The organism is Ornatilinea apprima (assembly GCF_001306115.1).
In the GTDB taxonomy this organism is placed as follows: Bacteria; Chloroflexota; Anaerolineae; order Anaerolineales; family Anaerolineaceae; genus Ornatilinea; species Ornatilinea apprima.
In genome coordinates this window covers 45,241-57,969 of the sequence record NZ_LGCL01000027.1, presented here as the reverse complement: position 1 = coordinate 57,969, position 12,729 = coordinate 45,241, and the positions used below count along the sequence as shown (strand labels likewise).

At 49.9% G+C, this 12,729-nt stretch carries 10 protein-coding genes and 1 tRNA gene; 4 read left to right on the top strand and 7 right to left on the bottom strand.

What is annotated here, in order from left to right; genetic code table 11:
- Positions 1-8: 8 nt before the first annotated feature.
- The 5 genes from ADN00_RS12995 to ADN00_RS12975 all read right to left on the bottom strand — a co-directional run bounded on the left by ADN00_RS12995 (position 9) and on the right by ADN00_RS12975 (position 7,674).
- Positions 9-2,861 (bottom strand): DUF1156 domain-containing protein, encoded by a 2,853-nt coding sequence (locus ADN00_RS12995; RefSeq protein WP_082390118.1) that lies wholly within the window; start codon positions 2,859-2,861, stop codon positions 9-11.
- Between the two features lie 66 nt (positions 2,862-2,927).
- Entirely contained in the window at positions 2,928-6,278 is a 3,351-nt protein-coding gene (locus ADN00_RS12990) for a helicase-related protein (RefSeq protein WP_075063422.1), read from the bottom strand.
- Positions 6,279-6,304: 26 nt separating this feature from the next.
- The gene (locus tag ADN00_RS20580; protein ID WP_075063446.1) at positions 6,305-6,505 is read right to left on the bottom strand and encodes a helix-turn-helix domain-containing protein; all 201 of its coding nucleotides are present in this window, start codon (positions 6,503-6,505) and stop codon (positions 6,305-6,307) included.
- A 133-nt stretch (positions 6,506-6,638) separates the two neighbouring features.
- On the bottom strand, positions 6,639-7,067 hold the full coding sequence (locus tag ADN00_RS12980) for a hypothetical protein (protein ID WP_075063421.1): 429 nt from the start codon (positions 7,065-7,067) through the stop codon (positions 6,639-6,641).
- A gap of 175 nt (positions 7,068-7,242) precedes the next feature.
- Entirely contained in the window at positions 7,243-7,674 is a 432-nt protein-coding gene (locus ADN00_RS12975; RefSeq protein WP_075063420.1) for a response regulator transcription factor, read from the bottom strand.
- 443 nt (positions 7,675-8,117) lie between these two features.
- On the opposite strand from ADN00_RS12975, the gene ADN00_RS12970 reads away from it, so the two are divergent.
- The 3 genes from ADN00_RS12970 to ADN00_RS12960 are packed head-to-tail and all read left to right on the top strand — an operon-like array spanning position 8,118 to position 10,556.
- Complete coding sequence (locus ADN00_RS12970; RefSeq protein ID WP_152966348.1) at positions 8,118-8,522, top strand: hypothetical protein; 405 nt, start codon at positions 8,118-8,120, stop codon at positions 8,520-8,522.
- Between the two features lie 2 nt (positions 8,523-8,524).
- Positions 8,525-8,713: a hypothetical protein gene (locus ADN00_RS12965; RefSeq protein WP_075063418.1), complete on the top strand. Its 189-nt coding sequence runs from the start codon at positions 8,525-8,527 to the stop codon at positions 8,711-8,713.
- 49 nt (positions 8,714-8,762) lie between these two features.
- Complete coding sequence (locus ADN00_RS12960) at positions 8,763-10,556, top strand: recombinase family protein (RefSeq protein ID WP_075063417.1); 1,794 nt, start codon at positions 8,763-8,765, stop codon at positions 10,554-10,556.
- 6 nt (positions 10,557-10,562) lie between these two features.
- Here the strand turns inward: ADN00_RS12960 and ADN00_RS12955 are convergent, their stop codons facing one another.
- On the bottom strand, positions 10,563-10,976 hold the full coding sequence (locus tag ADN00_RS12955) for a helix-turn-helix domain-containing protein (RefSeq protein WP_075063416.1): 414 nt from the start codon (positions 10,974-10,976) through the stop codon (positions 10,563-10,565).
- Positions 10,977-11,082: 106 nt separating this feature from the next.
- Between ADN00_RS12955 and ADN00_RS12950 the strand changes: the two genes are divergently transcribed.
- Complete coding sequence (locus tag ADN00_RS12950) at positions 11,083-12,660, top strand: recombinase family protein (RefSeq protein ID WP_075063415.1); 1,578 nt, start codon at positions 11,083-11,085, stop codon at positions 12,658-12,660.
- Here ADN00_RS12950 and ADN00_RS12945 read toward each other — a convergent pair.
- Positions 12,630-12,717 (bottom strand) — tRNA-Ser (locus tag ADN00_RS12945). The genes ADN00_RS12950 and ADN00_RS12945 overlap by 31 nt on opposite strands.
- Positions 12,718-12,729: the final 12 nt, after the last annotated feature.

Genomic DNA, 12,729 nt, shown 5'->3' with positions numbered 1-12,729 from the left:
ACTCCTGGTTATTCTTCTTCAAAAAAACTGAGCTGCTTCGGTTTTTGCTCGGGTGCAGGGTGTTTGCTCACCCAGGTTTGCGCCCGCGACTCAAGATCGCCTCGGCTGCTCAACATGCTCATCAGTGCTTTTTTCTCAAAATTATCTGGGGAAAGTAATTCGGCCATCGCTTGCGCCACCGGCCACAACTCTCCGCCACGCGCCGCTACTAATGCCGATAGTTCCTCCTGTTGATCGTTTTGCCACAACAGGCAGGCTTTGTGCATAACATCTACCAGTGGAACAGCACCGCCAGCCACAACTCGCTCAGTTAATCGTTCTAACTTTTCTTTTCGGTCTTGCGGTCCAAGCAGGCGGAGCTTGCCTTTCATATCAACGATCAGTCCAAACCGGTCCATTAGGATTTTATAGTCAATTCCAACGGCTGTACTGAGCAGTAAAACTTCCCCGCTTGGGACATCCCAATCGTTATAACCCCACCGCCAAAGCACATAGAACTGAGTGGCCTGATCCAGTCTGTCGTTGAAGCCCTCCTGACCAATGATGCGCTCAATTGCGAAAGTAGCAACCTCATGACGGACGATATCAATAAAATCGCTCACTGTAACTTGAGTTCCGTCATAACGCTCGACTCGTTTATACCGGCTGAAGACGGATAGACCTGGACCGATAGCGCTCATAAAGAAATCTGCCCCGCCTATTCTTGCATCCCAGAAACTTTCCAGGTATCGGCGAATTGTCTTGCGGAGATCACCTTGTATATCTTCAAGATATCCTGTACCAATAGAAACATCACGCTTTCGGCAAACAAGATAAACGGCTGATGCGAGCGCTACTGCTCGGTAAGATTGAAGACGTCGCCCTTCTGTGTTGAGGGGCCAACTTGCAGTAACCTGGAATCCTGCTCGAACAAGCGCTCCAACTAATGTCTCCCAGGCACTTGAATTTTTGTGCGCGAACATGATTACAGCGATGCCATCTTTGCGAAGCACACGCTGCATTTCCATGAATGCCTGTGCCATGCCATCTTCGTAATATTTTTTTGCTAGGGCCGTTGACTCGCCATGATAAATTTCTTCCTGAACCAATTCTTCGTCTTTAGGCGTAATCTCAGTAACAAATGCTTCCGGGTAATCATCTCCGATGATACGTTTATGCCAAGGGTAGAAGTAATCGGTTAGATCGGCATAGGTAACACTATCGTAGTAAGGGGGATCGCAGACCACGGCATCGAACTTGCCCGACCAATCTTCTGGCAGAGATACAGCGGACCCTAACCTAACCTCAGCAACCCCGCTATCAACAGAAACAACATTATTCAGAGATACAAGCAAAGCATTTGTTTGACTAGCCCAGCTAGAGGCCAACCCACTAAAGGGATTCGCTTCTGCATAATCCCAAGTCATTGGGATATCATGACGAGCAAAAATTGAACTTATTTTGTTTGTTCCGGAATCCCAGATAGTGGCATTTGAATTTCTCGTAATTAAACGAGCCAGGATAATTGAAAGATAGAGTGCTATTGCCTTCGCATATTCGGGGTCTTCCGAGTTTAAAGTATCTCTAACAATTCGTATCTGTTGTCCAATTGTCAGAAGTGCAACCTTTTGACGATCATTAAACATTTGCCCCCAGGTTTCAACGCCATAAAGTCGTATGCTTACACTTCTTGACCTGCTTGGTGGCGTTGGTTCATCTGGTACAACAGACAGCAAGCGTTCTAGCCCCCAAAAATCATAGCCTTCTTGTTCAATAGTTGGGAGCTTAGCCAAGGCCAAATTAAAAGCATCGAGGTCTTTTTGATTTGGAGAACGGAAATCTCTCCCAGTTGTATCATCTCGGCTGATAACTACAGCCATTAAGTGTTGTCCCATCTGCCCCTTTTGCGCTTTCTCCACGATCCTTTCTCTCTCAAGGGGTGTGTTGCAGTAGATGCAGGTTAGGGTTGCACCACGCATCGTTCCTTGTTCGGGCTTGTCATCAATAGCTTCTTGTCCCCGAATTATCTCAATATCATAAGATTTGTTTTCGGGATTTACATTTAAGCGATAGGCAACAGGCTCGTCTCCTCGCCCGTTTTGTAGCCAGCGGCGTTTTAGCAGTGGTATTTCACCTTGGCAATGAGGACAGGGAATTGTTTTTGCCCATAAATATGCTACGGAAGTTGCCCCATCGGGATCGCATGGATAACAATCCCCAATTTGCGTTTCCGCCTGGCTCAATACCCATTCAGACCAGTAGCGCACATCTTCGACCAATTGGCTTTGTGAGGGCTTTTTCTTACTTGTCGCTATGTCATTGAAAAGTTCGACCGAAATTTCCTCGGTAGGAGTATTTTCATCCTCGTCAAACCACGCAGGGCCTTTTTCGGCTATTCGTTTAGAGACTTCTCGCCATGATGACCCAACTTCATAGCGTTTCTTCCCAAATTTTTGAGGGTAGACTAGGGAACCAGTCAAGGCTAAATAAGCGACTGGGTTAAGGTCCAGGGCAGTCGAATTACAGCCCAGGCGTAAGGACTCAAAGGGCATTGAGCCACCGCCCGCGAAGGGGTCCAGTACATTAGGCGACTGCCCCCCGTGTGCTTTTCGGATCAGCTCGCGAGCCTTTTCTAAAAGATCTGGTCGTTCAGGCCATTCATCTTTACTGAGTTCGACCAGAATTTTCTCCAGTTCTTTGCGTTCTTGCTCATTCTTGGGCGCGTCCACTAAAGCAGCCAGGGTCATCGCGCGCGAGGCGGTCAGCGGGCGGCGCGCGAAATATGGGTGCATGACATTCAATGATCCAATGCCGCCTCCCACCTGGGCGTATTTGTTCAGCTCATTTAAGGGCAAAATATCTTCAATGTATCGTTTTGGCATAATCCGGTAAAACGCTTTCGCTTACTCGGGATAATTTTGGTTCTATCGCGAAAGAATCATTATACTTTACTTCCCAGGCGGCCCGTCCTGACTGGCCACTTCGGCCGCTTCATCAATGGAAACCACCCATCGTTTCATTTCCTTCGGGTGCAGCTTCACATAGGGGTTTTGAATCATCCACTTCATCCCATCTTCCAGCCGGACGATATACAGCCAGTGCTGGTCGCCCAGGCGGCGTGCAGCCTCCCATTCCGGTTCGGTCAGCCAAACCTCTTCCGCCTCGCCTGGTCCGCGTCCTTTAACTTCAATATAGCGGGCTACTTTCCCGGCTGCATCACACGACTCGATATCCCAGGATTTTCCTTTACTGACATCTTTGGGATAGCGGCCCTGCTCCTCTTCCAAATCCATCACCACTTTCATGGCCGCTTTTTCAACTTCTGGGTTGCGGCGCATCGAAACGGAGGATCCATGCTTGACCTGCGGCGTCTCTTCCGGCGCTATGACGATGGGGGCTGGGAGAACGAGCGCCACGCCCAGCACTTCGGGCTCTAACATGGCTAGGTGACCGGCGTTGGTCATATCGATTTGCAGCTTATCCATGCGCTGACGGGTGCTGTTCATCTGTTCAGTAATCCAGTCGCCCTCCTCGCTGTTATCTGAGGTGTATGCTTCGAGCAACGCATCGTTGAGGTAATCGACCAGGTGGTTGAGGCCATCCGTGAGAAACCGGCAGTCTTTCGCGACCGTTTCCTCATGCTGCTTGCGCCGTTCCATCAGGTCTGGCAAGAAGACAGATTGGACGCATTGGTCAACGACCTCGCGCTGACCAGCCAGCATCGGCCGCACGCGCTGCACGCCTTCGGTCATCTCATGCCCAGAGCCAAAATCGAACCCATTCAGCACTTCAGATGGCAGGCGTTCCACTTTCTCCTGGTCTGCCCGGTGGCGGAGCGCGGTCAGAAATTCACCGGATGGGTGATCCAGGCCATCGCGGAGGAAGGTGTGGATGAACCAGACCAGGTAAGGTGAGCTGCTGTCGGGATGAATATCGAAATAGGTTGCACCACGGGCAAGGTCCTCGCGGCATATTAACAAGACTTTCTCTACCAGCTGGTCAAACAGGGTGCTGCCGGGGGAGATAAACAGAACGGCCTCTGGATCAGTGTCATCATCAGAGCATGCTTCCGGCCAGAAACACAGCTTGCGGCGGCGGACCTTTCCCCGTCCTAAATCCAGTGGCAGGATGACTTCAAAAGCGAGCCGGTTCCCGTTTTTAGAAGGAACGGTGAACTCGCGCAGCGTGCCGCCCACAAAAGGAACGGCCGCGCGTAAAAATTCCTCTGCATCTTCCGGGCTGAGCCGGTAGGCCTTGAACTGCGCCTGATTCTGCTGGAAAGCGGCGATATCTAAGGGCTCGCTGGTTGCAGCAATTTCCCGCTCCGTGTCGATCGCCGCTCGCAAAGGCTGCTCGGCTGATTCAATAGCTTGGCGGGCGTGTTCTACAGCAGTAATATCGCCCAGGGCAACCCGTTCCAGAATAGAGCGCAGCTCCTCACCCCACAACACGGCTCCAACAACATCAAAGACCTTGTCGCCCAGGTCTTTCCGCATTTCCTTCAACTTGGTCAGCAGCGTTTCTTTTACCTGGTCTTCCATTGAATTGCGGGCCAGCAGGTTGAAGATAAACACCTGCGGCTCTTTCTGCCCATAACGGTGGATGCGGCCCATGCGCTGCTCAAGCCGGGTCGGGTTCCAAGGCAGGTCGAAGTTGATCATCACGTTGCAGCATTGCAGGTTGATGCCTTCGCCTGCGGCTTCGGTAGCCACCAGCACCTGGGCTTTTCCCTGCCAGAAGACCTTTTCGGCTACCCGCCGGTCCTCCATCGCCATCCCGCCGTGGATCTGGGTGGTGGTATAGCCCCAATCCTTGAGATGCCTGTCCAAATCATCCAGGGTATCTTTGAACTCGGTAAAGATAATCAGCTGCTTTTTGCGCTCGCCCACCCACAAATCGACCGCTTTCCGCAGCTCAACAATTTTCTGGCTGCCTTTTTTAGCGAGCGCTTCGGTTTTGGTGATCAGGGTCTCCAGCTGCTTTAGATCCACCATTTGAGCGGCCTGCGCTTCCGCGTCTTGCTCGCGCTTGCCGCGGTCTTCATCACTAAGTTCATCCCAGTCTTCCAGGTCGAAGGTGTCGTTATTGGATGCTTCTCCGGACGCAAGCTGGGCATTGCCAGCTTCCGCCTTGGCCTTGATCCGTTGCAAAGAGCACAACAGCGAGGATGGACTGGATGCCAACCGGCGGCTGAGGGTCATCAACGCGAACGCGGCGCTCTGCTTGTTTGATGACTTGGCCTTTTCAAAGCGCTTGCGGATGAACTTGTAAACCTGCTCGAGCAGCTCGCCTTCGTCGTGTGAAAGACTGTAGGGCAGCGTCTCAACAATGCGCTCTGGATACAGCGGCCTGCCATCCGCTGTGCGCATCTCCTCTTTGGTGCGGCGCAGCATCATCGGGTTGCTGCCCGGTGCATATGCAGCGGCGTCGCCCCATTCGGGATCGATCAAGCGGATCAGTAGGCGGTAGTTCTCCGGATCGCCTTTGTGAGGCGTCGCGGTCATTAACAGGAAATGCTTGGCGCGCCGCGAGAGAATTTTACCCAACTCATACGCCTGTGTTTTCTCGATGGATCCAGAGGATTTGCGGTACGCAGCCAGTTTGTGTGCCTCGTCCACGATGACCAAGTCCCATTCGACCGTTTCGAGCGCGCGGCACATCTCGCGCTGGCGGGCAAAGGCCACGGAGGTAATCGCCAGGTCCGTCTTTCGCCAAACGTCCAACCGGTCCAGGCGCGTTTCGTCCATGTACTCTCGGGAGATGATCGAGAAATCTTCCCCAAACTTGGTCAGCAACTCGCGCTTCCATTGGATCGTCAGCCCAGCCGGGCAAACAATCATCACACGCTTAATATCCTGACGACGTTTCAATTCCTTAATTAGTAGCCCAGCAATGATTGTCTTGCCTGCACCGGCATCGTGAGCCAGCAAATTGCGCACCACTGGTCGGGCAAGTAGGTGCTGGTAAACCGCTTCAAACTGGTGGGGAAGAGGATCTATGCGGCTGGAATTGAGACCGGCGTAGGGGTCAATCGCGTGAGCTAATTTCAGACGCTGTGCCTGGATCGCTAGACGGAAGCGGGCCGGGTCTCCATCAAAGGAGAGGTCTATACGGCTTGCTCTGGCGATAGGTTTCACCTGCTGCCAGTCATCTTTTGTCAGAATGTACGGGCGGGATAGATCGTGGGCGCGGCTGTAAACGGTCACCACATCATAGCCGGTTTGCGTCTGTATGTGGATGATTTGAACCGTATCCTGCCAATAAGGGCCTTCGATCCAATCCCCCGGTTTGAGCTCCATCGTAGATAAACCCTTGTGTATGTTATTCAACGGCTTTGTGTTACTTTGGTCTGTATTTGATCATTAACCCAACGGTCGATAAACTCTCGCCGAAAACGCCAATGCCGGCCCACTTTTGACGCCGGTATCTTCCCTTGCTGTGCCAGCTTATAAAGAGAAGAGAGCGGTACACGTAAGTATTCGGATACTTCTTCAATCGTCAAGAATTCCGGCGGTTTTCTTTCCACAGCCACAACCTGACAGGGAGATAAAACTATTATAGCGCCATACCTGATCAATGATGATCACAACAGCCGTTTTTCGCCTTAGAAATAGCAAACAAAAAACCGCAGACAATTACTGTGAGTTGATCTACCTTATTCAATTCTTCTTTTCGAAGTTGCCCTGATAATGAAACCCCCATCGTTCAAATGCCTCAATAAAAACCTGCTTGGCCTCGTCCGATTCTGTGGAAATGTTCCGGCCCTTTACGGTTTCTTCCGCTTCATAAATGGCGTGGGCCATGCGCATCCGGAAATCTGTGGGCATCGTACCAAGCGATGAGAAAACTTCGATCACCCCTTCTTCCGGCCGATCCTTTTCAAGAACATCATACACTTCCAAGCCTTCTTTTGCAGCAATAGCCATAAGATCGCCGGTATTAGGAAGCGCCTTGCCTAACATAATATTAACCAAAACCTTCGCATCTACGCACAGGTAGGTCGCATACTTTGCATAAGTCTGCGTTGAACCCTGCGTATTTTCCCAGGAGGTATATTTTTCAGTGAGCCAATCCGAGAAGCGGGGCATAATACTCGACACTCTAAGGGTAGGATAGTCGAACGTCGTTGCCAGGAGACAACAATTTGTTGTCAGGAGGAGACAGGTTAATCATAAACGAATTAAAGGTTTCTGACAACGAAAGTTGACCGAAACCTTTTTGCTCCCCATTATCAATTTTCGGTGATCAAATCGCTCGATAAAGCTACCTATTCTGATCGAACTTTGGTCTGTAAAGCCCTAACGCGACTGCTCTAGCCACCGTATTGATTGATGTATCGGCATTTAGCTTCTTCTTCAAAGCGGCTACATAACTTCTTACGGTTAAAGGGCTAATGGAAAGTCGCTGGCTTATTTCCTTATACCCTAATCCATCAGCAAGCGATTCTAGAACCTCATTTTCTCGAGCCGTTAAACTGGGAACCGGCACTTCCGGTCCTTCATCCGAGAAACCTGGTGGTGTGATAAGTATTATATTTCCAATTTTATGCACCACTATGGGCTTATCCGCCCAGGGCAACTGCACGTCTGATGACCAGGTCCTGTTAACAATCTTTCCTTTCAACTCCTGAGATGAGCTTGGATCCTCTTTCAGGAAGAACGTCCCATTCTCATCGAAGAAGAAAACGCGGGTCATCAACGAAGGACCTCCTGGCAGGATGGACAGCAGAAAATCGAAAAACCCCTCGGCGTGCTTTCCGCAGAAGGGGACCAACCTAATTTCGCAAAATCGGGGAAATTTCTGTATTCGATTGCCCAGGACGTTGTCAGACGATAAAAGGCTTGGATGCGCAAGGGAGGTACCTTCTGCTAAGAGAGGTGCTAAAATATAGAACTTATGTACTAATTATAGGCGATCATTTATTGGAACGCAAGATACCCGACATAAAGTTTGAGTTAAAAATTCTGTCATTTTGTCAACCTGTCTAAATAGACATATTCTTTAGGCTAAATATGTCCATTTAGACAGGTAGTTTTTGATGGTTACAAATGCTAAATTCTTGTCAAGAACATACGTTCTGAATACTTTTATCAGGAGCAACGGTTATGCACAAGAATCACCAATCTCATTCAAAAGGTATGTATCACGAGCTGGGCAATCTGCGAGAAGAAATCCGCAAGTTTGCGGACACGCTTCAATTGTTTGAAAGTGATATTGAATTTCCTGGCGCGGAAGAAACGATTGAAACGCTGCGAGGAATCAGCATGGGCGCATTTAGCTGCGCGGAACTGCTGGCGCTGGCGCTAAAGCAATCCGGACAGAGTTGCCAGGCAGTTTCTCCTCGGCGAATAACCCTCCAGGATCAGGTCAAAGAGAATGTTGAAAAGACATTGCATTGCTGCGCCAAGCTGTCCACGTCACTCCGCTCGCTCAAGCAAATCCTGCGTACCATACCTGTTGCAGAACTGGGTGGCATGGAGCAGGCAAGCCAGCGTGTGCAGGCTGCGCTTAGCAATATTGCCACGGAGTGGGAGGATCTGTAAACATGGGAGAACCGAAAAACTTCTCAGTTGAAGACCCAGCCACCCAGGAAAAAATCCGTCAATTCTGCTATGAACTGGCGCTGGTGTTGCGCAGGATTACCGGGCGCATAGTGAGCGATGCGGAATTATGCCTTCCAGAAGATCTCGGAATTAGCGAACAGGCGAAAACAACGGACACTCAGAACAAGTGAAATGTTACCAGGATGCTGGTGTCACCGGCATCTTTTTACGAGGTGAGTAATGGATATTTTTCCAAATAGCATTGACGACTTGAATAAAAAAATCCAGGGGTTTGTACGCGATGTTAGCAGGCCAGAAAGCGAGGAAAAGGCAGCCATCTACACGCGTGTTTCCCGAATCGATCCACGGCACCACGGATATTCGATGGACATTCAACCGGACAAAGCTGAAGAATATGCGCGATCAAAGGGTTGGGATATCTATGCAATTTATGCCGATCCGGCCAAGACAGGCAGGAACAGCCGGCGCACATCTTTGCAGAAGATGATTGGAGATATCCGGGCTGGTAGAGTCACGGTGGTAGTCGTTCATCGCCTGGATCGCCTTTACCGCAATCTCGAATCATTATTGAAGTTCATCCGGATGATCAAAACATATAAAGTGCGCCTGGTATCCGTCACTGAGCAGATTGACACTGACAATTGGTGGGGCCGTTTGGTTCTTTATGTTCTGGGCGCTTTGGCCGAAATGTATATCTGGCAATCAAGCGCCCGGACACGCGAGGCTAAATTGGAGCGTGTAATGAATGGCCTGTCCAATGCTTCCTTCCGGTTTGGCTACTGCAAAGGTTTGTGTTCTACCTGCAAAGATCCGAACGGAAAGGATTATTGCCCGCTATATGGCAGTGTTGACCGGGTTGAAAGTCAGCGCGGACGAATACCCGTTCCCCATCCCATTGAGATGCATGCCGTCAGCCTCGCTGCGCAGTTGTACAGCAGAGGCAAAAGCGATCTGGAAATCGCCAGCGATCTCAATAGCCACACGTTCCGTTTGCCAGATAACTCAGAGGTGGCATTTCGAACGAAGGGTTTACCTGGCCAGACGCTGCCTGGGCCATTCAGCCGGGATAATGTACGCGATATTATCCGCAGCCCGTTTTATGTGGGATTGGTTGCTCATTATCCTACCCGGCCTTTGGATATGGATGACGATGTGGAAAATCCGAAGCGAAAAGGAACCCAGCAGCCGTTACAAAACAAACGACAACCGCAGATTTTGCAAAAGGGTCTGCATCAAGCAATTTATCCTTATGAACTATGGGAGCAAAATATGCAGCTGCGCCAATCCAAAGGGATTTCTCCAGTGACAAGGAATCGTCCAAAGCGTGATTACCTGTTGACTGGTGTGGGTAGGTGTTGGGTCTGCATGGAGCAGGCCGGCGCGCAGGCTAGTCTACGCGGATCTACAGGAAATACCGGAACACAGTATTACCGCTGCGCAACAATTCACGATAAAGGAAAGAAAGGTGGGATGCAAAGTGCGCCATTGGAAATCGCCAACGAAGCAGGGGTTGCAAGCAGCCAACCCAATACCTGGAACAAGCTAATTGAGAGCCATTCCTCCACATTGCGGGCAGATAAACTCGAAGCACAGATCCATGATTCAATTGCCAACCTGGTCATACCGCCAGCCTGGTATGAGATGATCATGGCCTATTTTCTGAGTAACCATGGTATAGAGGAGTTTGAGCGCGAGAACTACAACCTGCGCCAGGAACTGAAGAGATTACAGGAAATGTATACCAGCGGCTTTTTGACACAAGCCCAATTCAAGGATCGGGCAACAACCATCACCAGCGAGCTGCAAAAAATGCAGCCTTCCGCAAAGGCGGAGGTGCGCGAGATTTTACCCTTCCTTAAAGACTTCTCGACGACATGGAGAAAGATGACTTCTAGGGAACAAAGGACCTTACTGAAAGTTATGGTTGAAGCGATTTACTTCGATCAACGGGGAGTTGTGCGGCAAATGCTGGTAAATGCTCCTTTTGACATATTATTAGGCATTGCCGGATGATCTCTATTACTCAAAATACTTTTGCAGCAGCGTAATCACTGCGGTGGCTAACTGCTTTCGAACTCCTGGGTCTGGAACACGACTCAATACCAGGGCAACATCAACAGCCTCAGGGGGAAGACGATCTGTTTCTAAGCCGCGAACATCAAACACTTTCAGAGTTGGCCAACCAGCCAACTCTAAAAATTCATTCGGATTCACGCCATAATGATCGGCTAATAATATACAGTTCACCATCGCCGGGCGCTGACCAGATAAGATTCGCCGGATCGCTTGATGATCCAGACCGGCGCTCATCCCCGCTTCCCGATAACTCTCATTATGCTTTTCCATTAACTCGGTGAGTCTGGCAATAAAAGGGCCGAGATCAATGGTCTTGTTTTTTGCTTCTCGCTGTGCTTGTGCGATCGGTTTTTCCATGATTTTTCACCTGGGCATTCGCGGCGTATAAATATTGTTAGGTTGACGGTTCGTTTCGTCTAAGAAATAAATCTATCCCAATATTATTATAGCATTAGGAGGAGTCATGGAAAAACCGAGGTTGAGAGCAGTGGGGTATCGCCGCGTATCCATGCGAGAGCAGATCGATGGGCACAGCCTTGATGCGCAAGAGAAGAACATTCGCGATTATGCCACTTCACAAGGTTGGGATTTAATCGAGATCTATACTGACGCTGGAATCTCGGCTAAAAAAGATAGCCATCGGCCTGATTTGGAACGTTTGATGGGTGACGCGGAAGCCAGGAAGTTCGATGTAATTGTGGTTGATAAAATTGACCGGTTCTATCGCCACCTGGCAGGCCTGCTCACGGCTTTAGATCAACTCCGGTCAATGGATATTTCCTTTGCATCTGTCCAAGAGCGATTGGACTTTACCTCGCCCTGGGGGAAGCTGATGCTCACAGTATTAGGTATCCTCGCCGAAATCTATTTGGATAATCTCCGCCAAGAGACTATTAAAGGAAAACAACAAAGAGCCAGAGAGGGATTATGGAACGGCCTCCCACCTTATGGATATTGCAAAGGATTGTGTTCTGCTTGTGAAGATTCCAATGGAAAAGGCTACTGCCCAGACTTTGGAAAGCCGAACAAATCAGATGGCAAGTGTTTGGTATTGCATCCAGTAGATAGTGAGGTCGTCAAGCTGGTATTCAGTTGGTACTTAAGTGGAAATCAATCGGATGCAAGCATCGCGGAAAAACTAAATTCCTACCAATTGACCTTTCCAGATGGCTTTACCATCCAGGTGCGCCAAAAGGGTCATCCTGGCGTATCGGTTGCCGGACCGTTCAAAAAGGATTTGGTTCGCGATATGCTCAATCGGGTCTTTTATACTGGGAAACTTCCGTACAAAGCCTCCAGCGAGATTGGTGCACGAAAAACAAAGCGCAGCGAATTGGATGAAGTGACTTTGTACGAAGGGAAACATCCTCCCTTAATCAGCGAGGAGGATTTCCAAAAAGTGAAGGAGATGCGGCTGATGTTGGGCAGCAACTGGCGGGCTGAAAAGCCGACAGCGCAAATCTACCCACTGACCGGCATTTTGCGCTGCGGTTACTGCGGCAAAGCGATGAGAGGTGTGTCTAGTTCTGGAAGGCGGTACTATCGGGATGCATCGCGGATCGAGCGGTCCACGAATTGCCAACAGGACACCCTTAGGGCAGAGGTAGTTGAACGTCAAATTGCAGATGTTCTACTAGACACTTTGAAAGACTGGACTGCAGATCAGGGTTTGGAGCGATCAAAGGCAGTAGTTGCGGAAGCCGAAGCGCGCTATGAGCGAGCGAAAGAGTTGTATCTTTTAGGAGAACTTGATCGCGACGAGTTCAAAAAAGAATCGGACCGATACGAGCATATCCAAAGCACCTTGTCTTATTCAAATCCCAATGCTATAATAACATTAGTTAACTCTATCCGGCCTGCGCTGGAAAATTGGGACCGCACATTACCAATCGAAAAGAAAAAGCTGCTCCGGATGGCAGTCCAAGCAGCTTTTGTCCGAGGCAACGTAATCGTGGCCGTTCAGCTAACCGATTCGTTTATGCCCCTGGTGACGCAAAAAAGTTGTAGTTGCGGGGAGGGCGGGATTCGAACCCGCGGCTGAGTTAACCCCAGCACTCACTTAGCAGGCGAGCCCAATCGGCCACTCTGGCACCTCCCCATTTTCTTTTGT